Source organism: Streptomyces nodosus (genome assembly GCF_008704995.1).
Lineage (GTDB): Bacteria > Actinomycetota > Actinomycetes > Streptomycetales > Streptomycetaceae > Streptomyces > Streptomyces nodosus.
The window spans coordinates 4,478,580-4,504,261 of record NZ_CP023747.1 but is presented as its reverse complement, the minus strand read 5'-3'; the positions used below and the strand labels follow the sequence as shown (position 1 = coordinate 4,504,261).

The following is a 25,682-nucleotide window of genomic DNA, read 5'->3' as shown; positions in this document are numbered from 1 at the left end:
GCGGAGATCCCGAGCGAGGTCGCTCGTTCGGGTGATCCCTGGTACCGCGGGGACGGTCGGCACCCTGAGCCCGCCGCCATCCCGGTCGCGGTCCGGCCCGCCGTCCCGCCCCGGCGTCTACAGCGGGACTATGTCCGGCGCACCCAGCCTCGCCGCGTCCGCCGTCAGATCGTCGGGCTGGCGCTGTGACTCCCGCTCCGCCTCCACCCGCTTCTCATAGTGCTCGACCTCGCGCTCGATCCGGTCGTGGTCCCACTCCAGCACCGGTGCCATCAGTTCGGCGGCCTCCCGGGCGCTGCGCGTCCCGCGGTCGAACGTCTCGATGGAGATGCGGGTCCGCCGGGTCAGCACATCGTCCAGGTGGCGCGCTCCCTCGTGCGAGGCGGCATAGACCACCTCGGCCCGCAGATAGTCGTCGGCAGCCCGGAGCGGCTCGCCCAGCGAGGGATCGGCCGCGATCAGGTCGAGCACCTCCTCGGCCAGCGCCCCGTAGCGATTCAGCAGGTGTTCCACCCGCGCCACATGCAGCCCGGCGCGCTCCGCCATGCCCGCCCGGGCGTTCCACAGCGCCCGGTATCCCTCGGCACCCAGCAGCGGGGTGTCCTCGGTGACGCATGCGGCGACCCGCCGGTCGAGGGCGCGCGCCGCCTCGTCGACGGCGTCCTTGGCCATCACCCGGTAGGTGGTGTACTTGCCGCCGGCCACCACCACGAGCCCGGGGACCGGATGCGCCACGGTGTGCTCGCGGGACAGCTTGCTGGTGGCGTCCGACTCCCCCGCGAGCAGAGGCCGGAGCCCCGCGTACACGCCCTCCACGTCGTCGCGGGTGAGCGGGACCGCCAGGACCTCGTTCACATGGTCCAGCAGATAGTCGATGTCCGCCCGGGAGGCCGCGGGGTGGGCCTTGTCGAGGCTCCAGTCGGTGTCGGTCGTCCCGATGATCCAGTGCCGGCCCCAGGGGATCACGAAGAGCACGGACTTCTCGGTCCGCAGGATCAGCCCCGTCGACGAGTTGACCCGGTCCTTGGGCACCACCAGGTGGATGCCCTTGGACGCCCGCACATGGAACTGGCCCCGCTCGCCGACCAGCGCCTGGGTGTCGTCGGTCCACACCCCCGTCGCATTGACGATCTGCCGGGCGCGGATCCGGATCTCCCCGCCCTCCTCCATGTCCTGCACGGTGGCGCCGACGACCCGCTCGCCCTCCCGCAGAAAGCCCGTCACCCGGGCGCGGTTGGCGACCCTCGCCCCGTACCACTGGGCCGTGCGCACCAGGGTGGCGACATAGCGGGCGTCGTCCACCTGGGCGTCGTAGTACTGCAAGGCGCCGACCAACGCGTCCCTCTTCAGACAGGGTGCGGTACGCAGAGCCTGACGGTGACTCAGGTGGCGGTGCAGCGGCAGTCCACGGCCGTGGTCGCGGGCCATCGACATGCCGTCGTAGAGCGCGACGCCCGAGCCCGCGTACAGCCGCTCCCAGCCCTTGTGCCGGAGCGGATACAGAAAGGGGACCGGCTTCACGAGATGGGGCGCCAGCCGCTCCAGCAGCAGCCCACGCTCCTTCAGCGCCTCCCGCACAAGGGCGAAGTCGAGCATCTCCAGATAGCGCAGGCCTCCGTGTATGAGCTTGCTGGACCTGCTGGAGGTGCCCGACGCCCAGTCACGCGCTTCGACCAGCCCCGTGGACAGACCGCGCGTCACCGCGTCCAGAGCGGTGCCCGCACCCACGACGCCCGCGCCCACCACCAGCACATCCAGCTCGTGCTCGGCCATCGCCGCGAGTGACTCGGCCCGCTGCACCGGCCCCAGTGTCCCTGTCCTCACCGCCGCCTCCCGCTCGGTCGCACCGGCCACACCCGTCGGGCGAAGCCCGGCTCGCATCCCCCTGCCCAAAGTCTGACCGGGATGCCCGACTTCGGCCACCACGCATCCGCGGCCTGTGGACAACACGCAAGAAAACACGCCGAGTCAATCCCGCAAATCGGTCATATTTACTCCTAGTCTGACATTGCGCTCCCTCATTCTGTCCACAGGGCTTGCGCACCTCTCCCGCTTCGGCTACTGGGAAGGATCGCCCACTCCATGCCCGCAGACCTCGCCGTCATCGGACTCGGTCATCTCGGCCTGTCCCTGGCTCAGGCCGCCGTCGCCGCCGGCGTCTCCACGCTCGGATACCGGACGGGCCCCGAGGCCGGTTCCCTCACCGCCGCCGAACTGCGCCGCATGCTCGCCCGTGGCTTCCGCCCGACCGCCGACCCCGCCGAGCTCGGCCGCGTCCGCACCGCCGTCATCTGCGCGCCCGTCCAGCGCGGGGCCGACGGGGCGCCCGACCTCAGCCAGGTGGAGGCGGCCGCCCGCACCCTCGCCGGACGGCTGCGCCCGCACACCACCGTGGTCCTGGAATCGCCGGTGCCGCCCGGCACCACGGAGAGGTTTCTGCGTCCGCTCCTCGAAGAGGGGTCGGGTCTGCGCGCGGGACGCGACTTCCACCTCGCCTCTTCCCCGAGCCGGGTCGACCCCGGCAACCGCGACTTCGGCGCCGCCAACACCCCCAAGGTCATCGGCGGCCTCACCCCCGCCTGCACCGAGTCCGCCGCCACCTTCTACGGGCGCCTGACCGACAAGGTGGTCCGGGCGCGCGGACCGCGCGAGGCGGAGACCGTCCAGGTCCTGGAGACGAACTACCGGCAGGTCAACATCGCCCTGGTCAACGAGATGGCGGTGCTCTGCCACGATCTGGGGGTCGATCTGTGGGACGTCGTCCGCTGCGCCGAGACCAAGCCGTTCGGCTTCCAGGCCTTCCGCCCGGGACCCGGCGTCGGCGGCCATGCCGTCCCCCAGGACCTGGCGGGCCTGACCGGGCGCACCCTCCGGATGGTCGAACTGGCGCAGCAGGTCAACGACACCATGCCCCGGTACGTCGTCCAGCGCGCCGCCGCCCTCCTCAATGAGCACGGCAAGTCGGGCCGCGGTGCGCGGGTGCTGCTGCTCGGCGTCACCTACAAGCCGGACCTCGCCGACCAGCAGGGCTCCCCCGCGCACGAGATCGCACTGCGGCTGATGCAGTTGGGTGCCTCCGTCAGCTACCACGACCCGTACGTCCCCGCCTGGAGCGTCCTCGACCGCCCGATCCCGCGCGCCGACTCCCTCTACGAGGCGGTCGCCGACACCGACCTGACGATCCTGCTCCAGCAGCACCGCACCTACGACCTCCAGGGCCTGTCGGTGAAGGCCCAGCTGATGCTCGACACACGGGGCGCCGCGCCCACGGGGGCGGCGCACCGGTTGTGAAGGGGGCGCGTGGGGGCGGCTGAGCCCATGTCCCGGGGACACCCGACGGCGGATCCAGTACCGTACAAAAAGCGGAGCCCACCGCAGCGGTCACTGCAGCGGGCTCCCAGTCGCTCAGCAGAGTGTCCACCCCTAGTCTCTATAGGGGTGGCCGCTCAGCGACCGTACATCCGCAAGATCCACCTCCTCCGGAACTTCACCAGCCGAAGCCGAGTACGGTCCCAGCGGGTGGGCTTGCGATGACGGCCCATGGGCGCGCCCCCTTCCACGATGCCGCCCATTGACCCGGTAGGCGGTTCGTCGGCATGCGGGCCGGGCCCCGCGGGCCGGGGTCCGGAACCATGTCCTTGGAAGGGGGCGCCCCGGAGAACCGGGGTCGCCACGCAGGGACACTATCGGCCCAATATGGCCGCATGAGGCATATTCAGCCCGAAAGCAACCATGCGCCCCCTGCCGCAGAACGCGCCCCCGCCCGCGGGGCTCGGGCATACGAAAGGGGCCCCGGTCCCCCCATCGGGGGGACCGGGGCCCCTTCGCCCAGGCCGGGCGCGGCGGTGTCACCGCCTGTGCTGCGAGTCCCCCACGGTCACCTCGACGCGCTGGAACTCCTTCAGCTCGCTGTAGCCGGTGGTGGCCATGGCGCGGCGCAGGGCGCCGAAGAAGTTCATCGAGCCGTCCGGGGTGTGCGACGGGCCGGTGAGGACCTCCTCGATCGTGCCGACCGTGCCGAGGTCGACCTTCTTGCCGCGCGGCAGCTCCTCGTTGACGGCCTCCATGCCCCAGTGGTGGCCCCGGCCCGGCGCGTCCGTGGCCCGGGCCAGCGGCGAGCCCATCATGACGGCGTCGGCGCCGCAGGCGATCGCCTTGGGGAGGTCGCCGGACCAGCCGACACCGCCGTCCGCGATCACATGCACATACCGGCCGCCCGACTCGTCCATGTAGTCGCGGCGGGCCGCGGCCACGTCGGCGACCGCGGTGGCCATCGGGACCTGGATGCCGAGCACATTGCGCGTGGTGTGCGCGGCGCCACCGCCGAAGCCGACCAGCACACCGGCCGCGCCGGTGCGCATCAGATGCAGGGCCGCGGTGTAGGTGGCACAGCCGCCGACGATGACCGGGACGTCCAGCTCATAGATGAACTGCTTCAGGTTCAGCGGCTCGTGCGAGTGGGAGACGTGCTCCGCCGACACCGTGGTGCCCCGGATGACGAAGATGTCCACGCCCGCGTCCACGACGGCCTTGGAGAACTGGGCCGTGCGCTGCGGGGAGAGCGCCGCCGCGGTGACCACGCCGGAGTCGCGCACCTCCTTGATGCGCTGCCCGATCAGCTCCTCCTTGATGGGAGCCGCGTAGATCTCCTGGATGCGGCGGGTCACGGTGTCGGTCGGCAGCCCTGCGATCTCGTCGAGCAGGGGCTGCGGGTCCTCGTACCGCGTCCACAGGCCTTCGAGGTTCAGCACGCCGAGGCCGCCCAGCTCGCCGATGCGGATGGCGGTGGCCGGGGAGACGACCGAGTCCATGGGGGCGGCCAGGAAGGGCAGCTCGAAGCGGTAGGCGTCGATCTGCCAGGCGATCGAGACCTCCTTCGGGTCCCGGGTACGCCGGCTGGGGACGACGGCGATGTCGTCGAAGGCGTACGCCCGGCGGCCGCGCTTGCCGCGCCCGATCTCGATCTCAGTCACGTCTGTGGCCTTTCCCTCTGCGTTTCAGCGTCTTCCAGTATCGCCGACGGTCGGGGCGAAGGCCGCCCCGGAGCACGTCCGAGGGCGGCTCCGGAGGTATCCGGAGCCGCCCTCGGACGTACCTACCCGTGTTTCAGGCGCGTGTGGATCACTTCTTGCTGTAGTTCGGCGCCTCGACCGTCATCTGGATGTCGTGCGGGTGGCTCTCCTTGAGGCCCGCGGAGGTGATCCGGACGAAACGTCCCCGGTCCTGGAGCTCGGGGACCGTCCTGCCGCCGACGTAGAACATCGACTGGCGCAGCCCGCCGACCAGCTGGCGGACGACCGAGGAGAGCGGGCCGCGGTAGGGCACCTGGCCCTCGATGCCCTCGGGGATCAGCTCGTCGTCGGAGGCGATGCGCTCCTGGAAGTAGCGGTCCTTGGAGAAGGACTTGCGGTCGCCCCGGGACTGCATGGCGCCCAGCGAGCCCATGCCCCGGTACGACTTGAACTGCTTGCCGTTGATGAACAGCAGCTCGCCCGGCGACTCCTCGCAGCCCGCGAGCAGCGAGCCCAGCATCACCGTGTCGGCGCCCGCGACCAGGGCCTTGGCGATGTCGCCCGAGTACTGCAGACCGCCGTCGCCGATGACCGGGACACCGGCCTCCTTGGCGGCGAGCGAGGCCTCGTAGATGGCGGTGACCTGGGGGACGCCGATGCCGGCGACCACGCGGGTGGTGCAGATGGAGCCGGGGCCGACGCCGACCTTGATGCCGTCCACGCCGGCGTCGATGAGCGACTTGGCGCCGTCCCGGGTCGCGACGTTGCCGCCGATGACGTCGATGCCCGAGGCGTTCGACTTGATCTTGGCGACCATGTCACCGACCAGCCGGGAGTGGCCGTGCGCGGTGTCCACGACGATGAAGTCGACACCCGCCTCGACCAGGGCCTGGGCCCGCTCGAAGGCGTCACCCGCCACGCCCACCGCGGCGCCGACCAGAAGGCGGCCCTGGGAGTCCTTGGCGGCGTTCGGGTACTGCTCCGCCTTCACGAAGTCCTTGACCGTGATCAGGCCCCTGAGGATGCCCCCGTCGTCGACCAGCGGAAGCTTCTCGATCTTGTGGCGGCGCAGCAGCTCGATGGCCTCCGAGCCGGAGATGCCGACCTTGCCGGTGACCAGGGGCATCGGGGTCATGACCTCGTGCACCCGACGGGAGCGGTCGTTCTCGAAGGCCATGTCGCGGTTGGTGACGATGCCGAGCAGCTTGCCCGCGCCGTCGGTCACCGGGACGCCGCTGATGCGGAACTTGGCGCACAGGGCGTCGGCCTCGGCGAGTGTGGCGTCCGGATGGATGGTGATGGGGTCGGCCACCATCCCGGACTCGGAGCGCTTGACCAGGTCGACCTGGTTGGCCTGGTCCTCGATGGACAGATTGCGGTGCAGTACGCCGACGCCGCCCTGGCGGGCCATCGCGATCGCCATGCGCGACTCGGTGACCTTGTCCATGGCGGCGGACAGCAGCGGGACACTGACCCGGACGTTCTTGGAGACGTACGAGGCGGTGTCGATCTCGTCGGGCGCCATGTCCGACGCGCCCGGCAGCAGCAGCACGTCGTCGTAGGTCAGCCCGAGTGTCGCGAATTTCTCGGGCACTCCGTCGACGTTGGCAGTCATGACACCTTCCCCAAATGGCCTTGATCGGTGCGGATGTCCATGCTAACGGGAAGTGTGAGTCCCTCATTCCACGATGCGGAGTGACCCAGGGCTTCGTACGTTCATACGGAAATCACTCTCGCCCCTCGCCCTCGGCCGGGAAGGCTGCTGCACCGCGCCTACTGCTCGGCGAGCGCCCGCAGTCTGCTCAGTGCTCGATGCTGGGCGACTCTCACCGCCCCCGGTGACATTCCCAACATCTGACCCGTCTCCTCCGCGGTCAAGCCCACCGCGATCCGCAGCAGCAGCAGCTCACGCTGGTTCTCCGGGAGGTTGGCCAGGAGTTTCTTGGCCCATGCGGCATCGCTGTTGAGCAGCGCCCGCTCCTCCGGGCCCAGGGAGTCGTCGGGACGCTCCGGCATCTCGTCCGAGGGAATGGCCGTGGAGCCGGGGTGGCGCATCGCCGCGCGCTGCAGATCCGCGACCTTGTGCGCGGCGATCGCGAAGACGAACGCCTCGAAGGGCCGCCCGGTGTCCTTGTAACGCGGCAGCGCGAGCAGGACCGCGACACAGACCTCCTGCGCCAGGTCCTCCACGAAGTGCCGGGCGTCGCCGGGCAGTCGCGACAGCCTGGTGCGGCAGTAGCGCAGGGCGAGGGGGTGCACCCGGGCGAGCAGGTCATGGGTCGCCTGCTCGTCGCCTTCGACAGCGCGATGGACGAGCGCAGCGATCACCGTTGTCTCGTCGTCGCGCATCGGTCCATGGTGCCTTGGCGTGCTTCGATCCGTGACACCGCGTCCGTCGTTGTGCACCGAAGCGTTATGAGCAGGTGCGCCGGAACTCATCTCCTGCGCCCTCCCCTTCCGCTCGATCGACTCGTCCCCGAGGAACTCCACACCTCCAAGGATGCGGCATCCACGCCGAAACGAGCACCGGGCACCCGGCGAGCCCCGTTGCCAACCCCGCCCACCGTGCGGTAGGCGGGGATCCGCGCACCCCCGCGGAGATCCACTTAGCGGACCAGGCCCCAGCGGAAGCCGAGCGCCACCGCGTGCGCGCGGTCCGAGGCGCCGAGTTTCTTGAACAGCCGCCGGGCGTGGGTCTTCACGGTGTCCTCGGAGAGGAACAGCTCGCGCCCGATCTCCGCGTTGGAGCGGCCGTGGCTCATTCCTTCGAGCACCTGGATCTCCCGCGCGGTGAGCGTGGGCGCGGCGCCCATCTCGGCCGAGCGCAGCCGCCGCGGGGCCAGCCGCCAGGTCGGGTCGGCGAGCGCCTGGGTGACGGTCGCCCGCAACTCCGCGCGCGAGGCGTCCTTGTGCAGATAGCCGCGTGCGCCGGCGGCCACCGCGAGGGCCACCCCGTCGAGGTCCTCGGCGACGGTGAGCATGATGATGCGTGCACCGGGATCGGCGGACAGCAGCCGCCGCACCGTCTCGACGCCGCCCAGGCCGGGCATGCGTACGTCCATCAGAATCAGATCCGAACGGTCGGCCCCCCAGCGGCGGAGGACTTCCTCGCCGTTGGCCGCCGTCGTCACGCGCTCGACACCGGGCACGGTCGCCACCGCGCGGCGGAGCGCCTCTCGAGCAAGCGGGGAGTCGTCGCAGACGAGGACGGATGTCATGACCGCCCTCCGCAGCTGATGCGCGTCACCTTGAGCCTCCAGGCTGGTACGAATCGTCACCTGTGCGGTCGACACCCTCGGACGCCTGCCCGAGCGCTTGTTGTTTCAACCGCCTCCGCACTCTCAACGATGGTCACTCGAAAGAGTTACGGTGCAGCAAGCCGTCTTCGGCACTGTACGTGAGGGCACGGACACGCTGCCGACACGCGCGGCGGACCCTCGAACTTTCATCACAACCTATGCCCCATTTAGCCGCTTTTCTTCCCGTTAGGTGGTGTCTGGAGCTAGATTCGCAATGAGTCATATTTTCATCTCCTAAGATCATCGATGTACGGTCGGGTGCACATATCCGCCCAAAACGGCGACAAGGGGACACGCAATGGCAGATTTCTCTCGCCTTCCCGGTCCGAACGCGGATCTATGGGACTGGCAGCTCCATGCGGCCTGCCGTGGGGTCGACAGCTCGCTCTTCTTCCATCCGGAGGGTGAGCGCGGTGCAGCCCGGAGTGCTCGCGAGAACTCGGCCAAGGAGGTCTGCATGCGGTGCCCCGTGCGCGCGGAGTGCGCGGCTCACGCACTCGCGGTGCGGGAGCCGTACGGCGTATGGGGCGGGCTGACCGAGGACGAACGGGAAGAGCTCATGGGACGAGCACGGAACCGGCTGGTGTCGGCATCGACGACCAACGGAGGCACCGCCGGCTCGAACAACTGAAGGAACGTTTCTTCACCACGGGCACGCAGAGGTGTGCCCATTTTTGGGGTGCGGGCACCCTTCCAGGGGGCGGTGTTCGGGGCGACGAACACCCAGGGGGCAGGGGGTTACCGCCGCAGGGGGCGGCAAGGGCGACGGATCGCCCGCCGGGGGTCAGGTCCAGGGGGCCGACAGAGGCTCATGGGGTCGGGGCCGCATCGAGCGTCAGCCGCGCAACGCCCCGGAGGCACCCGCTTCCCCCGTCGCGGCACTTTCCTGTCGCACGGCCGCCCGGGCCAGTTCTCCCAGCGTCTCCGCCACGGCGGGCACCTGCGCCAGATCCGGCAGGGTGAGCGCGACGATCTCCCGCCGCACCGCCGGTTCCAGCGTGACCGGCCGCACCCCCCTCGGACGTACGGGCTCGATCGCGAGCTGCGGCAGGACGGCCACCCCGAGTCCCGCGCCGACCAGGCCGACCACCGCCGGGTAGTCGTCGGTCGCGAAATCGATACGGGGCGTGAAGCCCGCGCTCTCGCACGCCTCCACCAACTGGCCCCGGCAGCGCGGGCAGCCCGCGATCCAGGGTTCCTGGGCGAGTTCGCCGAGGTCGACCGAGTGCGCGCCGGCCAGCCGGTGCCCCTCGGGGACCAGTCCGACGAGCCGGTCGACGAGCAGGGGGCGTACGACGAGGTCGTCCCACTCCTCGGCGCCCGCGGCGCCCTCGTAACGGAAGGCGAGGGCGATGTCGCAGTCCCCCGCGCGCAGCTTCTCGACCGACTCGGGCGGCTCCGCCTCCTCCAGGGAGACCCGGGTGCCCGGATGCGCCGCGCGCAGGGCGGCGAGCGCGGTGGGCACCAGTGTGGAGCTGCCACTAGGGAAGGAGACGAGGCGGACGCGGCCGGCCCTGAGACCGGCGATGGCGGCGACCTCCTCCTCGGCGGCGGTGAGCCCCGCGAGGATGCCGGCCGCGTGCCGTACCAGTGCCTCGCCCGCCTGGGTCAACCGCATCTCACGGGCGCCCCGGATCAGCAGCGGGGTGCCGACGGACGCCTCCAGCGCCTTCATCTGCTGGCTGACCGCGGGCTGGCTGCAGCCCAGCTCGCGCCCCGCCGCCGAGAAGGAACCGGTCGCGGCCACGGCGCGCAGCACACGGAGATGTCGGGCCTCGATCACGCTTTGAGCATAAGCGATTCTTGGATGCTGCGACGAATACTGCATCGACGCTTTGACCAGCTGTCCCCTATCGTGCGGTCATGAAGCTTCTGTCTCTCAATCTGGGCCGGCCGGAGCCCGTCGAGTACACCGACCAGCCGGAGGGGCTGACCGGTATCGACAAGCGTCCTGTGGACGGTCGGGTGCGGGTGGCCGCTCCCGGCCCCAAGGGGACCGGCGCGAGCGGGGTGGCCGGGGACGCCGTGTGCGACCTGCGGCACCACGGCGGTGACGACCAGGCGGTGTACGCCGTCGCCCGTGAGGATCTGGACGGCTGGGAACGGGAGCTGGGGCGCTCCCTGCCGAACGGCTCGTTCGGCGAGAACCTCACGACCGAGGGGCTCGACGTCTCCGGCGCGCGGATCGGCGAGCGTTGGCGCATCGGCCCCGAGGTGGTGCTGGAGGTGACCTCCGGCCGGATTCCGTGCCGTACCTTCCAAGGGCACCTGGGCGAGCGCGGCTGGGTGAAGCGGTTCACCCGGAAGGGGGCACCCGGCGCCTATCTGCGCGTGATCGAGCCGGGTGAGGTGCAGGCGGGCGACCCCATCACGATCGTGCACCGGCCCGACCACGAGGTCACCGTCGCCCTCCAGTTCCGCGCGACCACCACCGAACGGCACCTGCTGCCACTGCTGTTGGCGGCGGGCGACGCCCTGCACCCGGAAGGCGCGGCGAAGGCGCGGGAGTACACGCGGAAGCACCTGGCGTAGAAGGTGCGCGGAACCTGGGGCCGTTGGCGGCGGAGCTGGTGAAATGCCCGGTCGGGCAGGCGGACTCCGTCAGTCCGGGTCACTATCGTTGGGCCATGACAACGGCTCTGATTACGGGATCGACCGCGGGCATCGGCGCCGCGTTCGCACGGCGCCTGGCCGCCGACGGCCATGACCTCGTGCTGGTGGCCCGGGACATCGAGCGGCTGCGGGAGCAGGCGACCGAGCTGCACGACCGGCACGGCATCGAGGCGGAGGTGCTGAGCGCCGATCTGGCCACCGAGAAGGGCATCGAGGCGGTGGCCGCACGTCTGTCCGAGCTGAAGAACCCGGTCGATCTGCTCGTCAACAACGCCGGCTTCGGCAACAAGGGCCGTTTTCTCGATGTGACGATGGCCGACGAACTGCGGATGATCAAGGTGCACTGCGAGGCCGTGCTGCGGCTGACGAGCGCGGCGGCGGAGGCGATGCGCACCCGGGGGCGCGGCGGGATCGTCAATGTGGCCTCGGTCGCGGCGTTCGTCCCGCGCGGCACCTACGGCGCCTCCAAGGCCTGGGTCGTGCAGTTCACCCAGGGCGCGGCGCGGGATCTGGCCGGGTCGGGCGTACGGCTGATGGCGCTGTGCCCCGGCTTCGTCCGGACGGAGTTCCACGAGCGGGCCGGGATGGGCACGGACAACATCCCGGGCTGGATGTGGCTGGACGCGGACAAGCTGGTCGCCGCCGCCCTCCAGGACCTGGCCAGGGGCCGGACGCTGTCCATTCCGGACCCCCGGTACAAGGCGCTGATGGGCGTGGTGAAGATGATGCCCCGCGCCCTGCTGGGCGGGGTCACCTCGCGGACGGGACGCAAGTACGGACCGCAGTAGAAGACGCCCCGGTCCGGAGCGGACCGGACCCGTCCGCCGTCACGGTCATGGCCCTCGATGCCGTGCCCGGGCCTCGGCAGACGGGTGACGCCGCCCCTGGGGTGGGAACATGGGCATATCGACGGACCCAGGGGGGCCGGAGGCGGCGTCATGACATTTATGCAGCTCATCGACTGCAGGACCAAGCGGTTCGACGAGATGGACCAGCTCATGAACACCTGGGCCGAGCAGACCAGGAGCACCCGGACCGCGACCCACAGTGTGATCGGCAAGGACCGGTCCGACGATTCGCACTTCATCGAGATCGTGGAGTTCCCGTCGTACGAGGAGGCGATGCGGAGCTCGACCCTTCCCGAGACCAACCGGATCTTCCGCGAGATGATCGCCCTCTGCGAGGAGACGCCCGTGTTCACGGATCTGGACGTGGTGCGGGACGAACAGGTGTACGCGGCGAACGTCCGGCGGTTCTTCGAGGTCCTCGGCACCCTGGGCGGGCTTCCCCCGCTGGACGGTCTCCTTTGCGAGAACTACCACGACCACGATCCCGCCACTGCGCAGGACGCCATCGGGATGGACGCGATGCGCCGCGAGATCGAGATGTGGCGGGACGGCTTCGACTTCGTGTTCACCGTCGAGGACCAGATCGCCCAGGAGGACCGGGTGTGCACCCGGTGGAGCTGGCGGGCACGGCACACGGGCGATTTTCTCGGCATCCCGGCCACGGGCGACGAGGTCGTCATGACCGGGACGACCGTCTTCCGTTGTGACAGGACCGGAAAGATCGCCGAAGGCTGGTGGCAGTACGACAGGCTCGGGCTGATGTCCCAGCTCGGGGCGCTGGAGGCGCTGGAGGACTGAGGGCTCAGGGCTCAGGGGTGACGGCGCGTCCCGGCAGACGCCCGGGGGCGTCCGGAACGCGTGGTGCCCGGTGCCCCCTTGGGGCACCGGGCACCGTTGCTCGGCTCAGTTCAGACCGGTGGTCAGTGGGCGTGACCGTGGCTGTGGCCCGCCGCGGCCGGCTCTTCCTCTTCCTTCTTCTCGACGACCAGGGTCTCGGTCGTCAGCAGGAGGGAGGCGATGGAGGCGGCGTTCTCCAGGGCGGAGCGGGTGACCTTGACCGGGTCGATGACGCCGGCCTTGAGCAGGTCGCCGTACTCGCCGGTGGCGGCGTTGTAGCCCTGGCCCTTCTCCAGCTCGGCGACCTTGGAGGCGATGACATAGCCCTCCAGGCCGGCGTTCTCGGCGATCCAGCGCAGCGGCTCGACGACCGCGCGGCGGACGATGGAGACACCGGTGGCCTCGTCGCCCTGCTTGCCGAGGCCGTCGGCCAGCACCTTGGAGGCGTGGACCAGCGCGGAGCCACCACCGGAGACGATGCCCTCCTCGACCGCGGCGCGGGTCGCGGAGATGGCGTCCTCCAGACGGTGCTTCTTCTCCTTCAGCTCCACCTCGGTGGCGGCGCCGACCTTGATCACGCACACGCCGCCGGCCAGCTTGGCGAGGCGCTCCTGGAGCTTCTCGCGGTCCCAGTCGGAGTCGGTGTTCTCGATCTCGGCCTTGATCTGCGCCACGCGGCCGACGACGTCCTCGGACTTGCCGCCGCCGTCGACGATGGTCGTGTCGTCCTTGGTGACCGTCACGCGGCGGGCGCCGCCCAGCACGTCCAGACCGACCTGGTCGAGCTTGAGGCCGACCTCCTCGGAGATGACCGTGCCACCGGTGAGGACCGCCATGTCCTGCAGCATCGCCTTGCGGCGGTCGCCGAAGCCGGGGGCCTTCACCGCGACGGCGTTGAAGGTGCCGCGGATCTTGTTCACCACGAGGGTGGACAGGGCCTCGCCCTCGACGTCCTCGGCGATGATCAGCAGCGGCTTGGAGGAGCCGGCCTGGATGACCTTCTCCAGCAGCGGCAGCAGGTCCGCGATGCCGGCGATCTTGCCCTGGTGGATGAGGATGTACGGGTCGTCGAGGACGGCCTCCATGCGCTCCTGGTCCGTCACGAAGTACGGCGACAGGTAGCCCTTGTCGAAGGCCATGCCCTCGGTGAAGTCCAGCTCCAGACCGAAGGTGTTGGACTCCTCGACGGTGATGACACCGTCCTTGCCGACCTTGTCCATCGCCTCGGCGATCAGCTCGCCGACCTGCTGGTCCTGGGCGGACAGCGCGGCGACGGCCGCGATGTCGGACTTCTCCTCGATCGGGCGCGCGGTGGCCAGCAGGTCGTCGGAGACGGCCTTGACCGCGGCGTCGATGCCCTTCTTCAGGGCGGCCGGGGAGGCACCCGCGGCGACGTTCCTCAGGCCCTCGCGGACGAGCGCCTGGGCGAGCACGGTGGCGGTGGTCGTACCGTCACCCGCGATGTCGTTGGTCTTGGTCGCCACCTCCTTCACCAGCTGGGCGCCGAGGTTCTCGTACGGGTCGTCGACCTCGACCTCACGGGCGATGGTGACACCGTCGTTGGTGATGGTGGGAGCGCCGAACTTCTTGTCGATGACGACATTGCGGCCCTTGGGGCCGATCGTCACCTTCACCGTGTCGGCAAGCTTGTTGACGCCGCGTTCAAGGGCGCGACGGGCGTCCTCGTCGAACTTCAGGATCTTCGCCATGGAGCGTTTCAGTCCTCTCGTTGCGATCTCGGCCGCCCTCCCGGAACGGCCGCACATCGCGGTGAAAAACGAACCGCGCCCCCGGCGCCCGGCTGATCATCTGTCGGGGTGCCAGGGGCGCAGCCAGAAGCGGTCTGCTTCGGTGAATTACTTCTCGATGATCGCGAGCACGTCGCGAGCCGAGAGAACGAGGTACTCCTCGTTGTTGTACTTCACCTCGGTGCCGCCGTACTTGCTGTAGAGCACGACGTCACCGACCTTGACGTCGAGCTCGACGCGCTTGCCGTCCTCGACGCGGCCCGGGCCCACCGCGAGGACGACGCCCTCCTGGGGCTTCTCCTTCGCGGTGTCCGGGATGACCAGGCCAGAGGCCGTGGTCTGCTCGGCGTCCAGCGGCTGGACCACAATGCGGTCCTCAAGCGGCTTGATGGCAACCTTGGAGCTGGCGGTCGTCACGATCCGACCTCCCCCTTCGGAGATCTCGGGGTTAACTGTCTGAGGTGGCGACCAGGTCGATCCGTCGTCGCGGGTGCCGGACCTGCCCGTCGCTGTATTGGCACTCTCCGGTGGTGAGTGCCAGAGCCGAGACTATGACCGGGATTAGCACTCGGTCAAGCGGAGTGCCAATCGTCGGCGGCGCGGCGCCGAAACCGCGGCTGTCCGGGGGCGATCCGCGCCCGGGTTCGGCGACCGCTCGGCGGGCTGTTCGACCGGGCGCCGCCGGTTCCCGGGCCCCGTGCCACACCGGGATCACCGCCCTCGCTACAGGTAGTCCTCCAGGCGTGCCACCGTGAACCCTCGCGCCTGGATGCGGCGCAGGACATGGGCGGTCTCCTCGGCCTGCGACGCCGACGAACGGCCCGCCTCATGGGGGCGGATGATGTCGCCGGGGCGGAGGGACCCCCTCCAGAACCGTCCCGCCGCCGGGCGCCACAGGATCAGGGCCCTGACACCGCAGTCACCCGCCGCGCGCAGCGTCGTGCGGTCGTACATGCCGTACGGCGGCCGGAGCAGACGGGATGTCGGACGCTCCCGCCGGTCCCGCCGGCCGCAGATCTCGGCGCGCTGAGCCGGGTACGGACGGCCGCGCAGCACGGCGCCGTCCAGAGTGCGGTTCTCGATGGCCGCGCCGGCCGCCCGCAGGCGCGCCACCCCCGGGGACCCCGGCAGAACGGCACGCTCCATGAGGAACACGCTCACCGGCAGCCGCAGTTCACGGACCATGTCGATGAACCGGGGGTCGTTCTCCACGCCCTCGTCGTAGGTCAGGAAGACGACCTTGTCGGAGGTGGGGACCCGGTCGAGGACCAGGGGCGGCCCCGCGGACGCCGTTCCGGCCGCACCGCCGAGGGGCCGGGCGGGGCGGGGTGCGGGCGCGAGCGGTGCGGCGAGGCCCCAGCGGCGAAAGGTCCGGTCCAGCCGCCCCCTCGGCCGGTGCACCTTCTGTGCCGCCTTCTTGCCCAGCCGTTCGATGGGGTCGACGGACTGGGCGCAGCCGGACAGGAGTGCGACGGTGAGCAGACCGGCGAGCACCGTCAGAAGGCGTGATGTCCTCACAGGTAGTCCTCCAGGCGGGCCACCGCGTAGCCCTCGTCCGTGGCCCGGTCCAGGAACCGGCGGATCGCGTCGGTCGTGGTGCCCTGCCCGTCCGGCCCGCCCCGGAGGTGGGCCAGGACGATGTCACCGGGATGCAGCCGGTGGTCCCACTCGCGGTACTCCCAGTGGTCGGCGAAGACCTCCTCGTTCCAGATCGGCGCGTATCTGATGCCGCAGGATTTCGCGGCGCGCAGGGTGTCCGCGTCGTAGACGCCGTTCGGCGGCCGGAAGAGCGTCGGGCGCCTGCCGAACTCCCGGGCCATCACGTCCTGCATGCCGCAGATCTCCTGCCGCTGCTCCTCGTACGGCATTCCGGGCAGATAGGGGGTGTGCAGGGTGTCGTTGTTCAGCGTGACGCCGAGATCGCGCATCCTCCGGAAGTAGTCGTAGTCGTCGTTGATCAGGTCGTCGCTGAGGAACGCCGAGTAGGGGACCTTCAGTTCGCTCATCATCCGGAGGAACTCCGGATCCTTCTCGGTGCCCTCGTCGACGGTGAGAAAGACGATCTTGTTCCTGGTGGGGACGGTGGTGAAGACCGGCGGCAGATCCTTGCCGCCCTCCACCTCGAACCCCTTGCGGAAGGTGATCGGCGGCTTGCGCGCCGGGGCCGAGGGCGGCACCGGCGGCACCCGGCCCAGGGCCCAGCGTTTTGCGGCCACCGCGCGCTCGGCGTACCGGGCGCCCAGCCGGGTGGCATAGGCGTCGAGGGCGCGCGCCTCCGGGGCGTTCAGCAACCCCGGGCCGTGCCTGTCGTGCTCCCCGGCGGTGCAGCCGGTCGCGAGGGCGGTGACGACGAGCAGGGTCAGGGCCGCGCCCGCCGCGACCGCCGGCCGGAAACGGCGCACACCACCCGGGCGGGCGCCCCGTGCGGGCACACCCCGCAGACACGCACTCCCGACACCGGCAACCCGTACACGCACCACCCGCACACCTGCACCCTGCACGTTTGCACCCTGCACGTTCCTGCGTCCCGGGTGTGCGGACCGCACCCGTGGCTGCCCCGGACGCCCCAGTCGTGAAGCCCGCACGCGTGAACGCCCTGCGCCCGGACGTGCGGCCCGCCCTGTGCCGCACCGTGCGCGCCGCACCCACGACGGATACTTTTCGTCATCTTGTCGTACCAGCCGCATGGCGCCGGATCCTTTCAGCCGTCGAGGGGCCGGGCGGGCCGACACTGCGGCCGGGCGCACGCCGTCCACCGACTGGCCGACAATGACCGGGTGAACGACCTCTCCTTCGCCTCTCTGCTCACCCCCGAGGGCCGCGCCCTCCTCGACGAGGTGCGTGGCACCGCTCCGGCACAGGAGCTGGCCGTCGCGACCCGGCTGCGCCGCGAGCACCCCGCCGAGCTGGTCTCGGCGGCCCTCACCCAGGCGCGGCTGCGCGAGCGGGCGGCGGCGAAGTTCGGCGCCGAGGACGCCCGGCGGATGTTCTTCACCCCGAACGGCGTCGAACAGTCCACCAGGACCGCCGTCGCGACCCACCGTGCCGAACGGATGCAGGCCCTGGGCGTGACCTCCGTCGCCGATCTGTGCTGCGGCATCGGCGGGGACGCCCTGGCGCTGGCCCGGGCCGGCATCCGGGTCCTGGCCGTGGACCGCGATCCGCTGACGGTTGCGGCGGCGCGCGCCAACGCCGAGGAGCTGGGCCTGTCGGCACTGATCGAGGTGCGCGAGGCGGACGTCACGGAGGTGGACGTCTCGGCGTACGACGCCGTCTTCGTCGATCCGGCACGCCGGGGCGGCCGGCCGGGGGGTGGCGCGCGAGGAGGGAGCGGGCGGATCTTCGACCCGGAGGCCTACTCGCCCCCGCTGTCCTGGGCCGTGGCCACGGCGCGCCGGGCCCCGCACGCCGCGCTGAAGGTCGCTCCGGGCATTCCGCACGAGGCGGTGCCCGACGAGGCCGAGGCCGAGTGGATCTCGGACGGCGGGGACGTCAAGGAGGCGGTGCTGTGGTTCGGCACGGAACCGGGTCTCGTACGGGCCACCCTGCTGCCCGGCCCCCGGGTGCTGCGCGGCCGGGGCCTGCCCGATCCGCCGGTGCGCCCGGTCGGCCGCTATCTCTATGAACCCGACGGCGCCGTCATCCGCGCGCATCTGGTGGCGGAGGTGGCCGAGGAGCTGGACGGCGGGCTCATCGACGAGACGATCGCCTATGTGACGGCGGACGAACGCCGCGACTGCCCCCACGCCACCGCGTACGAGATCACCGACCGGCTCCCCTTCCATGTGAAGAGGCTGAAGGCGCTGCTGCGCGAGCGGGAGGTCGGGGTCCTGACCGTGAAGAAGCGGGGCTCGGCGGTCGAACCGGATGAACTGCGCCGCAAGGTGCTGCCCAAGCCGTACGGTCCGAACGCGGTGACCGTCTTCCTGACCCGGGTGGCGGGAGCGCCGACGATGCTGCTGGGGCATCCGTCGGACAGGGCCTAACGACCTCCTCCGGAAGGTCCGGTCGCCCGGTGTTCCTCCGCCCGTGCCCGCAGCAGCTCCCGTTCGCGAGCATTGCGGGCGAGCCGGGCGGCGCGCTCGAACTCGGCGCGGGCCTCGGCCGTGCGCCCCAGTCGGGACAGCAGGTCACCGCGGACGCTGGGCAGCAGGTGGTAGTCGCGCAGAGCGGGTTCGGCGGCCAGCCGGTCCACGATCTCCAGGGCCGGGCCGGGGCCCTCCGCCATCGAGACGGCGACCGCCCGGTTCAGCTCGACGACCGGGGACGGTGACCGGGCGGCCAGCAGACCGTACAGGGTGGCGATGCGCGCCCAGTCCGTCTCCTCGTAGGTGTGCGCATGCGCGTGACAAGCCGCGATCGCGGCCTGGAGGGCGTACGGGCCCAGAACGGTGGCGGCCGCATCGGCGCGCCCCAGGGCGGTGACGCCGCGGGCGATGAGCATTCGGTTCCAGCGGGCCCGGTTCTGTTCGCCGAGCAGGACGGGCTCGCCCGAGGGGCCGGTGCGGGCGGCCGTCCGCGACGCCTGGAACTCGAGCAGCGAGGCCAGTCCGTGCACCTCGGGCTCCTCGGGCATCAGCTCGGCCAGCACACGGGCGAGCCGGAGCGCGTCCTCGCACAGCGCGGGGCGCAGCAGGTCGTCCCCGGCGGTGGCCGCGTACCCCTCGTTGAACACCAGATAGATGACGTCCAGCACGGACCCGAGCCGGGCCTCCCGCTCGGGTCCGTACGGCACCTCGAAGGCGACACCCTTCGTCGCGAGCGTCCGTTTCGCCCGCACGATGCGCTGGGCCACGGTGGCCTCGGGCACCAGGAACGCGCGGGCGATCTCGGCCGTGGTCAGCCCGCCGAGCAGTCGGAGGGTGAGCGCGATCCGGGACTCGGCGGACAGAACGGGATGGCAGGCGGTGAAGACGAGCCGCAGCAGGTCGTCGTCGATGTCGTCGGGGTCGGCCGGATCGTCGAGGTGGGGCGGCGCCGCCTCCAGGTCCCGCCCGACCTCCGCCAGCTTGCGCGCATACCGCTCCCGGCGGCGTACCAGGTCGATCGCGCGGTGCCTGGCGGCGGTCATGAGCCAGGCGCCGGGGTTGTCGGGCACGCCGTCGCGGGGCCACTGCTCCAGCGCGGCGACCAGCGCGTCCTGAGCGAGCTCCTCGGCGATGCCGACGTCCCGCACGATCCGGGCGACACCGGCGATGATGCGGGCGGACTCGATCCGGAAGACGGCCTCGATGGCGCCCGTGGCGCCGTCGGGGGCCGGGGCGGCGGTGGGCTGCTGTTCCACAGCCCACCACTCAACACCTCCGGCGAACGGACGCCAAGCCGATCTCACCCCTCGGCGATCTGCCGCACCTCGCAGGTGATCCCCCAGTAGTCCTCGTGCACGTTCACGAACCGCTTGGCCCACTCGACCGCCTCGGCCATGTCCTTGCACTGCATGAGGGCATAGCCGCCGATGACTTCCTTGGACTCGGTGAACGGCCCGTCGGTGACGGAGATCTTCCCGCCCTGACGGCTCACCCGGGTGCCCTGCGCGGACGGGGTGAGGCCGGCGGTGTCGAGCATGACCCCCGCCTTGGTGATCTCCTCGATCAGCTCCCCCATCCGCTGCATCAGCTCGGGGCTGGGGCCCTCGGCGGGGGCGGTGGTCTCGTCGATGCGCACGAGCGACAGATAACGCGGCATGGTGGCTCCTTGCTGGGCGGCCGGGCTCTTCCCGGCCTCTCACCCCAGCGTCGAACGGGGACCGCGCGGATCGACACACCTCGGGGATTTTCTTCGAGATTTTTTCTCTGGATCCGTTCCCGCAGGTCACAGGGCTGACACGCTCCTGCGAAAAGCCTTGAGGGAGGGCCCTGAGGGGAACGTGAGTCCGAGAGCCGTCGCTCCGGCGGTCCCACGTTCCCCTTGCCAAGCACTCAGCCCAGGGTCACCGAGGGCAGGGGGTTGCTTCCGCTCCAGGAGGCGTTGAACCCGAAGGTCACCGAGCCGCCGTTCGGAACCGTCCCGTTCCAGGAGGCGTTCGAGCAGGTCACGGCCGCGCCGGACTGGGTGCAGTCGGCGTTCCAGGCCTGGGTGATCCGCTGGCCGGCCCCGAAGGTCCACTTCGCCTTCCAGGAGCTGAGCGAAGCGCCCGAACAGTTGATCGTCACCTGGCCCGTGAAGCCGTCGTTCCACTCGCTGGTGACGCTGTACACCGCCTTGCAGCCGTCGGACGGCGGCGGCGTCGTCCCCCCGGATCCACCGAACGCCTCCGCGATGCCGTAGTACGCGGGCTTCGGCGCGAAACTCTCGTTGTACGGCGTCGCCGCCCCGTACCCGCTGAAGACGTCCGGCACCCAGGAGTCCGAGTCGGTGAAGCCCCAGACGGTGAGGCTGACGCAGCGTGTGACCGCCGCGCACGCGGACGCCACGTTCTTGTAGTCGGCCTTCTGCTGCGCCCCCTTGGCGTCCGTGTAGGGGAGCTGCATACGGATGTCCAGCTCGGTGATCGCCACATCCACGCCCAGGTCGGCGAAGCGCTGGATGTTCTTCTGGATGTCGGTCGGCACCTGCCCGAGGATCAGGTGCGCCTGGAGCCCGACCCCGTCGATCGGGACCCCCCGGTCCTTGAGCGACTTGACCAGGTTGTACAGGGCGGTGCTCTTCGCGTTCACGCCCTCGACGTTGTAGTCGTTGATGTACAGCTTGGCGCTCGGGTCGGCGGCGCGGGCCGTGGTGAGGGCCTGGGCGATGTAGTCGGAGCCGAGGTTGTCGTACCAGATCGTCGAGCGGTAGGTGCCGTCCTCGTTGAACGCCTCGTTCACCACGTCCCAGGCCGCCAGCTTGCCCTTGTAGCGGGTGACCTCGGTGGTGATGTGGTCCTGGAGCACGGTGCGCAGCTGGGCCGCGGTCCAGGAGCCGTTGGTCAGCCAGTTCGGGTTCTGGCTGTGCCAGACCAGGGTGTGGCCGCGGACCTGCTGGTTGTGCGCTTGCGCGAAGGCGACGATCTGGTCGGCCTCCGCCCAGTTGTACGAGCCGCGGGAGGGCTCGACCGAGCCCCACTTCATGGCGTTGTCCGGGGTGACGGAGCTGAACTGGCCGGACGCGATGTCGGCGTAGGTGCCGTTGAGCTTGCCGCCGGAGACCGCGGTGCCGACGACCTTGCCCTTGGCGGCGGCGAGGTCGCGCAGGGGCGCGTCGGCGGCATGGGCGGTGGTCGTACCGGCGGCCAGCAGAGCACCGACCGCCGCGGTACCGGCGAACAGGGCGATGAGCCGGGTCCGCAAGGGGGTTCTGGAGGTTCTCATGACGGGGGGCCTCCGAAAGTTTCGATTATGTAACCGATTGACTTCGGAGGAGTGTGGAGGGAGTCGGCCCACCCGTCAATACCTCAACTTCCGGCCAAGATCGCCCCGTATGTCACGCGGGAGGCGCCCCGGTGCTGCTCCGCACCACCAGACTGGTCGCCAGCTCCACCCGGGTCGCCACCGTGGCGCTCGACGAACGCCCCAGGTCGAGCACCAGCCGGGCCGCCGCCTCCGCCATCTCCATCAGCGGCTGCCGTACGGTCGTCAGCGGCGGTCCGACCCAGTGGGCCACCGGCAGATCGTCGAAGCCGACCACGCTCAGGTCCTCCGGAATCCGCAGCCCCAGCTCGCGCGCGGCCTCGTAGACACCCAGCGCCTGGAGGTCGTTGCCCGCGAAGACCGCCGTCGGCCGGTCGGGCCGGCGCAGCAGATCGAGGCCGATCCGGTAGCCGGCCTCATGGTGGAAGTCCCCGCTGCCGATGAGCTGCGGGTCGGCCGGCAGGCCCGCCGTCTCCAGCGCCGCCCGGTAGCCGTCGAGCCGCGCCCGGCTGCACATCATCCGGGTGGGACCGCTGATCGCACCGATCCGGGTGTGCCCCAGTTCGATCAGATGCCGGGTCGCGGCCAGTCCGCCGTGCCAGTTCGTGGCGCCGATCGACGGCACGTCGTCACCCGGGTCGCCCGCCGGGTCCAGGACCACGAACGGGATGGAGCGGCTGGTCAGCAGGGCCCGCTGGGACTCGTCGAGGCCGGACAGCACGAGAATCACCCCGTGCGGGCGGCGGGCGGCGACCTGGTCGGCCCAGGTCCGGCCGGGGGTGAGCCTGCCCGCGCTCTGGGAGAGCACCACGCTCAGCCCCTCGTCGCACGCCACGTTCTCCACGCCGCGGATGACCTCCATCGCCCAGGAGCTCTCCAGTTCGTGGAAGACCAGGTCGATCAGGGGCGAACGGGTCGCCTCGGCCCGCCGCCGCCGGTAGCCGTAGGCGCGCAGCAGTTCCTCGACACGGGTGCGGGTCGCCGGGGCGACATCGGCACGGCCGTTGAGGACCTTGGACACGGTCGGCGCCGACACCCCCGCCTCGCGGGCGATCTCGGCGAGCGTGGCGGTCCCCGAGGACCGTGTCGCGGGCTGGGGGTTCGCGTTCGTTCCGGCGGTCTTGGGGGGAGTCATGAGCGGGATGGTATGCCGGGAACATTCGCCGCACCACCCGAAACATTCGACGACAGTGAGGGCGATGCCCGCGAGCCCCGCACCGGCGGCCACACGGACCTCATGCCGTGGAACTCACGGGACCTGACCGGGAGTTCAGTCCTCGGCCACCTGTTCGAAGCGCCAGCGGTGGACCGGCCGGCAGACCAATTCAGCCACGGGGTCCGGGAGTTCGGGAAGTTCAGCACGGTGGTCCGCGTCCCACCAGGTGATGACCAGAACGCGGTCCTCGGGCGCCCGGAAGGTCTCACGGCGCAGGGGCGCGGGCGTCAGCTCGTGGGCCCGCGCCCAGGACAGCAGTTCCTCGCCCCGCCCAGCGGCCGCCCGGGCCTCCCACATCAGCGCGACCGTCACGAGTACAGGTTCTCCTTGCTGATCTCATGCACGTGGTCATGGGAGTGGGAGTGGCCGTGGGCGTGCGCCGGGGCGTGGGCGCCGCCGTGCCCCCGGTCCTCGTCATGGGCGTGCGGCCGGCCCGGCACATGCGGGTCCGTCACCGGCAGCGAGGAGTCCGCCGACAGGTCCCAGTCCGATGCGGCGCGCCCCCGGGCGACCATCTCCGCGCCCAGCGCCGCGACCATCGCGCCGTTGTCCGTGCACAGCTTGGGGCGGGGCACCCGCAGCCGGATCCCGGCCGCCTCGCAGCGCTCCTGCGCCAGTGCGCGCAGCCGGGAGTTCGCGGCCACACCGCCGCCGATCATCAGATGGTCGACGCCCTCGTCCTTGCAGGCCCGTACCGCCTTGCGGGTCAGCACGTCCACCACCGCCTCCTGGAAGGAGGCCGCCACATCGCGCACCGGCACCTCCTCCCCCGCCGCGCGCCTGGCCTCGATCCAGCGGGCCACGGCCGTCTTCAGACCGGAGAAGGAGAAGTCGTACGCGGGGTCCCGCGGACCCGTCAGACCGCGCGGGAAGGCGATCGCCCCCGGGTCGCCCTCGCGCGCATAGCGGTCGATGACCGGGCCGCCCGGGAAGCCGAGGTTCAGCACCCGCGCGATCTTGTCGAAGGCCTCGCCCGCCGCGTCGTCGATGGTCGCGCCCATCGGCCGTACGTCCGCGGTGATGTCCGTGGACAGCAGGAGGGAGGAGTGGCCGCCGCTCACCAGCAGCGCCATCGTCGGCTCCGGCAGCGCGCCGTGCTCCAGCTGGTCCACGCAGATGTGGGAGGCAAGGTGGTTGACGCCGTACATCGGCTTGCCGAGCGCATAGGCGTACGCCTTCGCCGCCGAGACGCCGACCAGCAGCGCGCCCGCGAGGCCCGGCCCGGCGGTGACCGCGATGCCGTCCAGGTCCCGCGCGCTCACCCCTGCTTCCTTCAGCGCCCGTTCGATCGTCGGCACCATCGCCTCGAGGTGCGCCCGGGAGGCGACCTCCGGGACCACCCCGCCGAAGCGCGCGTGCTCCTCGACGCTGGAGGCGACGGCGTCCGCGAGGAGGGTGGTGCCGCGCACGATGCCGACGCCGGTCTCGTCGCAGGAGGTCTCGATCCCCAGCACCAGTGGTTCGTCAGCCATTGTTCTCGGTTCCTTGCACTGAGGTGGAGCCCGCAGCGGAACCGCTGTCGGGCGCTGCCGTGGTCAGCCGCATCACCAGGGCGTCCACGTTTCCCGGCTGGTAGTAGCCGCGTCTGAACCCGATGGGCTCGAAGCCGAAGCGCTCGTACAGCTTCCGGGCGCGCACATTGTCGACCCGGCATTCGAGCATCACCTCGGCGCATTCGAACGCGGTCGCCGCCCGCAGCAGCTCGGTGAGCAGCCGTCCACCGAGTCCGGTGCCCCACTGCTCGCGGGCGACGGCGATGGTCTGGACGTCACCCAGGTCCCCCTGAGCGGCCAGCCCGGCGTATCCGACGACCCGCTCGCGCTCCACGGCGACGACATACCGACGGGTCGCCCCCGGGCCGCGGGAGTGCGCCAGCTCGGACCAGAACATGCCCCGGGACCAGGCGTCCTCGGGGAAGAGGTCCTTCTCGAGGTCCAGTACGGAATCGATGTCCCACCAGCGCATCTCGCGCAGCGCGGGCGTCAGTGGCGCCGTCACTTCGGGGTGACCACCTTGTAGTTCTTGGGCACCTGCGCATCGGGCCGGCGCAGATACAGCGGACGCGGGGCGGCCAGTTCCTCGCCCGCCCTCAGCTTCTCCGCCGCCAGCGAGGCGAGCGCGGCCGCCGAGACATGCTCGGGCTCGCGCGCCCGGGGGAAGGTGTCCGGGTAGAGCAGCGCCCCGGCTCCCACGGCGGGCAGGCCCTCGACCGCCTCCGCGATGTCGGCGGGCCGGTCCACGGCGGGCTCGGTGGCCCGGGTGCGGGAGTCGTCGTACCGCGCCCAGTAGACCTCCTTGCGGCGCGCGTCCGTGGCCACCACGAACGGGACGGTGAGGTCGGAGGCGTAGGCGAGGCCGTCGAGGGTGCACACACCGTGCACCGGCACACCGAGCGCGAGCCCGAACGTGTCGGCGGTCATCAGTCCCACGCGCAGCCCGGTGTAGGGGCCGGGGCCCACACCCACGACGATGCCGGTGACGGCGTCGAGCCGGGTGTCCGACTCGGCGAGGACCCGGTCGACGGCGGGCAGCAGAAGTTCCCCGTGCCGGCGCGCGTCCACCTGGCTCGACGAGGCGACGACGGAATCGCCGTCGTGCAGGGCGACGGTGACGGCGGGGGTTGCGGTATCCAGAGCGAGCAAGAGCACGCAAACAGCGTACGGCGCCCGCGCTCGGCACACGGCCGCCCCGGCCCGGCCCACGCCTGCTGCTACCGTCACAGCGAAGACGTACGACACCATCGGCGGACAAGTGGACGACAGGCCGTGTCGTACGAGTCGG

Annotated in this window: 24 protein-coding genes; 6 read left to right on the top strand and 18 right to left on the bottom strand. The window is 70.9% G+C overall.

Annotated features, from left to right (window positions below):
- Nucleotides 1-117 precede the first annotated feature (117 nt).
- Nucleotides 118-1,824 (bottom strand): glycerol-3-phosphate dehydrogenase/oxidase, encoded by a 1,707-nt coding sequence (locus CP978_RS20455; RefSeq protein WP_043449073.1) that lies wholly within the window; start codon nucleotides 1,822-1,824, stop codon nucleotides 118-120.
- 258 nt (nucleotides 1,825-2,082) lie between these two features.
- On the opposite strand from CP978_RS20455, the gene CP978_RS20450 reads away from it, so the two are divergent.
- Nucleotides 2,083-3,291 (top strand): nucleotide sugar dehydrogenase, encoded by a 1,209-nt coding sequence (locus tag CP978_RS20450; protein WP_043443120.1) that lies wholly within the window; start codon nucleotides 2,083-2,085, stop codon nucleotides 3,289-3,291.
- Nucleotides 3,292-3,848: 557 nt separating this feature from the next.
- On the opposite strand, the gene CP978_RS20445 is transcribed toward CP978_RS20450, so the two are convergent.
- The 4 genes from CP978_RS20445 to CP978_RS20430 form a co-directional block, all read right to left on the bottom strand.
- Entirely contained in the window at nucleotides 3,849-4,973 is a 1,125-nt protein-coding gene (locus tag CP978_RS20445; RefSeq protein WP_043443118.1) for a GuaB3 family IMP dehydrogenase-related protein, read from the bottom strand.
- Nucleotides 4,974-5,121: 148 nt separating this feature from the next.
- The gene (guaB, locus tag CP978_RS20440) at nucleotides 5,122-6,627 is read right to left on the bottom strand and encodes an IMP dehydrogenase (protein WP_043443116.1); all 1,506 of its coding nucleotides are present in this window, start codon (nucleotides 6,625-6,627) and stop codon (nucleotides 5,122-5,124) included.
- A gap of 158 nt (nucleotides 6,628-6,785) precedes the next feature.
- Nucleotides 6,786-7,361, bottom strand: coding sequence for a sigma-70 family RNA polymerase sigma factor (locus CP978_RS20435; protein ID WP_043443114.1), 576 nt, complete (start codon nucleotides 7,359-7,361; stop codon nucleotides 6,786-6,788).
- A gap of 257 nt (nucleotides 7,362-7,618) precedes the next feature.
- Nucleotides 7,619-8,230, bottom strand: a complete 612-nt coding sequence (locus CP978_RS20430; protein ID WP_003948568.1) for a response regulator transcription factor — start codon at nucleotides 8,228-8,230, stop codon at nucleotides 7,619-7,621.
- Nucleotides 8,231-8,609: 379 nt separating this feature from the next.
- Between CP978_RS20430 and CP978_RS20425 the strand changes: the two genes are divergently transcribed.
- Entirely contained in the window at nucleotides 8,610-8,942 is a 333-nt protein-coding gene (locus CP978_RS20425; protein WP_043443111.1) for a WhiB family transcriptional regulator, read from the top strand.
- A gap of 204 nt (nucleotides 8,943-9,146) precedes the next feature.
- Here the strand turns inward: CP978_RS20425 and CP978_RS20420 are convergent, their stop codons facing one another.
- The gene (locus tag CP978_RS20420; protein ID WP_052454206.1) at nucleotides 9,147-10,094 is read right to left on the bottom strand and encodes a LysR family transcriptional regulator; all 948 of its coding nucleotides are present in this window, start codon (nucleotides 10,092-10,094) and stop codon (nucleotides 9,147-9,149) included.
- Between the two features lie 80 nt (nucleotides 10,095-10,174).
- Here CP978_RS20420 and CP978_RS20415 point away from each other — a divergent pair, with 80 nt between their 5' ends.
- The 3 genes from CP978_RS20415 to CP978_RS20405 all read left to right on the top strand — a co-directional run bounded on the left by CP978_RS20415 (nucleotide 10,175) and on the right by CP978_RS20405 (nucleotide 12,570).
- Nucleotides 10,175-10,843 carry an MOSC domain-containing protein gene (locus CP978_RS20415; RefSeq protein ID WP_043443109.1) on the top strand — a complete coding sequence of 223 codons (669 nt, stop codon included), beginning with the start codon at nucleotides 10,175-10,177 and terminating at the stop codon, nucleotides 10,841-10,843.
- 95 nt (nucleotides 10,844-10,938) lie between these two features.
- A complete protein-coding gene (locus CP978_RS20410) occupies nucleotides 10,939-11,712 on the top strand; it encodes an SDR family NAD(P)-dependent oxidoreductase (RefSeq protein ID WP_043443107.1) in 774 nt (257 codons plus the stop codon).
- Between the two features lie 150 nt (nucleotides 11,713-11,862).
- Nucleotides 11,863-12,570 (top strand): ester cyclase, encoded by a 708-nt coding sequence (locus CP978_RS20405; RefSeq protein ID WP_043443106.1) that lies wholly within the window; start codon nucleotides 11,863-11,865, stop codon nucleotides 12,568-12,570.
- A 122-nt stretch (nucleotides 12,571-12,692) separates the two neighbouring features.
- On the opposite strand, the gene groL is transcribed toward CP978_RS20405, so the two are convergent.
- From groL to CP978_RS20385, 4 genes are all read right to left on the bottom strand, one after another.
- Entirely contained in the window at nucleotides 12,693-14,318 is a 1,626-nt protein-coding gene (gene groL / locus CP978_RS20400) for a chaperonin GroEL (protein WP_043443105.1), read from the bottom strand.
- A 147-nt stretch (nucleotides 14,319-14,465) separates the two neighbouring features.
- Entirely contained in the window at nucleotides 14,466-14,774 is a 309-nt protein-coding gene (gene groES, locus CP978_RS20395) for a co-chaperone GroES (RefSeq protein WP_043443103.1), read from the bottom strand.
- Nucleotides 14,775-15,080: 306 nt separating this feature from the next.
- The gene (locus CP978_RS20390) at nucleotides 15,081-15,875 is read right to left on the bottom strand and encodes a polysaccharide deacetylase family protein (RefSeq protein ID WP_174498654.1); all 795 of its coding nucleotides are present in this window, start codon (nucleotides 15,873-15,875) and stop codon (nucleotides 15,081-15,083) included.
- The gene (locus tag CP978_RS20385; protein ID WP_052454599.1) at nucleotides 15,872-16,759 is read right to left on the bottom strand and encodes a polysaccharide deacetylase family protein; all 888 of its coding nucleotides are present in this window, start codon (nucleotides 16,757-16,759) and stop codon (nucleotides 15,872-15,874) included. Before CP978_RS20385 ends, CP978_RS20390 begins: the two co-directional genes overlap by 4 nt.
- Before the next feature lie 375 nt (nucleotides 16,760-17,134).
- Between CP978_RS20385 and CP978_RS20380 the strand changes: the two genes are divergently transcribed.
- Nucleotides 17,135-18,343 (top strand): class I SAM-dependent methyltransferase, encoded by a 1,209-nt coding sequence (locus tag CP978_RS20380; protein WP_043443100.1) that lies wholly within the window; start codon nucleotides 17,135-17,137, stop codon nucleotides 18,341-18,343.
- On the opposite strand, the gene CP978_RS20375 is transcribed toward CP978_RS20380, so the two are convergent.
- From CP978_RS20375 to tsaB, 8 genes are all read right to left on the bottom strand, one after another.
- Nucleotides 18,340-19,641 carry an RNA polymerase sigma factor gene (locus CP978_RS20375; protein WP_052454205.1) on the bottom strand — a complete coding sequence of 434 codons (1,302 nt, stop codon included), beginning with the start codon at nucleotides 19,639-19,641 and terminating at the stop codon, nucleotides 18,340-18,342. The two genes, CP978_RS20380 and CP978_RS20375, sit on opposite strands and share 4 nt — an antisense overlap.
- Before the next feature lie 44 nt (nucleotides 19,642-19,685).
- Nucleotides 19,686-20,042, bottom strand: a complete 357-nt coding sequence (locus CP978_RS20370) for a YciI family protein (RefSeq protein ID WP_043443098.1) — start codon at nucleotides 20,040-20,042, stop codon at nucleotides 19,686-19,688.
- Between the two features lie 233 nt (nucleotides 20,043-20,275).
- Nucleotides 20,276-21,646, bottom strand: coding sequence for a glycoside hydrolase family 10 protein (locus CP978_RS20365; RefSeq protein WP_079162227.1), 1,371 nt, complete (start codon nucleotides 21,644-21,646; stop codon nucleotides 20,276-20,278).
- A gap of 112 nt (nucleotides 21,647-21,758) precedes the next feature.
- Complete coding sequence (locus CP978_RS20360; RefSeq protein WP_043449058.1) at nucleotides 21,759-22,820, bottom strand: LacI family DNA-binding transcriptional regulator; 1,062 nt, start codon at nucleotides 22,818-22,820, stop codon at nucleotides 21,759-21,761.
- 135 nt (nucleotides 22,821-22,955) lie between these two features.
- Nucleotides 22,956-23,213: a hypothetical protein gene (locus CP978_RS20355; protein WP_043443096.1), complete on the bottom strand. Its 258-nt coding sequence runs from the start codon at nucleotides 23,211-23,213 to the stop codon at nucleotides 22,956-22,958.
- Nucleotides 23,210-24,373, bottom strand: coding sequence for a tRNA (adenosine(37)-N6)-threonylcarbamoyltransferase complex transferase subunit TsaD (tsaD, locus tag CP978_RS20350; RefSeq protein WP_043443094.1), 1,164 nt, complete (start codon nucleotides 24,371-24,373; stop codon nucleotides 23,210-23,212). The genes CP978_RS20355 and tsaD overlap by 4 nt, the downstream gene beginning before the upstream one ends.
- The gene (gene rimI, locus CP978_RS20345; RefSeq protein ID WP_043443092.1) at nucleotides 24,366-24,899 is read right to left on the bottom strand and encodes a ribosomal protein S18-alanine N-acetyltransferase; all 534 of its coding nucleotides are present in this window, start codon (nucleotides 24,897-24,899) and stop codon (nucleotides 24,366-24,368) included. The genes tsaD and rimI overlap by 8 nt, the downstream gene beginning before the upstream one ends.
- A complete protein-coding gene (gene tsaB, locus CP978_RS20340) occupies nucleotides 24,896-25,549 on the bottom strand; it encodes a tRNA (adenosine(37)-N6)-threonylcarbamoyltransferase complex dimerization subunit type 1 TsaB (protein ID WP_043443090.1) in 654 nt (217 codons plus the stop codon). The genes rimI and tsaB overlap by 4 nt, the downstream gene beginning before the upstream one ends.
- Nucleotides 25,550-25,682: the final 133 nt, after the last annotated feature.

Excerpts from the sequence above, each read along its gene's own strand:
- CP978_RS20405 (WP_043443106.1), top strand. The coding sequence starts at position 11,863 with ATGACATTTATGCAGCTCATCGACTGCAGGACCAAGCGGTTCGACGAG.
- CP978_RS20360 (WP_043449058.1), bottom strand. The coding sequence starts at position 22,820 with ATGACTCCCCCCAAGACCGCCGGAACGAACGCGAACCCCCAGCCCGCG.
- tsaD (WP_043443094.1), bottom strand. The coding sequence starts at position 24,373 with ATGGCTGACGAACCACTGGTGCTGGGGATCGAGACCTCCTGCGACGAG.
- CP978_RS20415 (WP_043443109.1), top strand. The coding sequence starts at position 10,175 with ATGAAGCTTCTGTCTCTCAATCTGGGCCGGCCGGAGCCCGTCGAGTAC.
- CP978_RS20365 (WP_079162227.1), bottom strand. The coding sequence starts at position 21,646 with ATGAGAACCTCCAGAACCCCCTTGCGGACCCGGCTCATCGCCCTGTTC.
- CP978_RS20435 (WP_043443114.1), bottom strand. The coding sequence starts at position 7,361 with ATGCGCGACGACGAGACAACGGTGATCGCTGCGCTCGTCCATCGCGCT.
- CP978_RS20410 (WP_043443107.1), top strand. The coding sequence starts at position 10,939 with ATGACAACGGCTCTGATTACGGGATCGACCGCGGGCATCGGCGCCGCG.
- CP978_RS20450 (WP_043443120.1), top strand. The coding sequence starts at position 2,083 with ATGCCCGCAGACCTCGCCGTCATCGGACTCGGTCATCTCGGCCTGTCC.
- groL (WP_043443105.1), bottom strand. The coding sequence starts at position 14,318 with ATGGCGAAGATCCTGAAGTTCGACGAGGACGCCCGTCGCGCCCTTGAA.
- CP978_RS20425 (WP_043443111.1), top strand. The coding sequence starts at position 8,610 with ATGGCAGATTTCTCTCGCCTTCCCGGTCCGAACGCGGATCTATGGGAC.
- CP978_RS20370 (WP_043443098.1), bottom strand. The coding sequence starts at position 20,042 with ATGCCGCGTTATCTGTCGCTCGTGCGCATCGACGAGACCACCGCCCCC.
- CP978_RS20430 (WP_003948568.1), bottom strand. The coding sequence starts at position 8,230 with ATGACATCCGTCCTCGTCTGCGACGACTCCCCGCTTGCTCGAGAGGCG.
- guaB (WP_043443116.1), bottom strand. The coding sequence starts at position 6,627 with ATGACTGCCAACGTCGACGGAGTGCCCGAGAAATTCGCGACACTCGGG.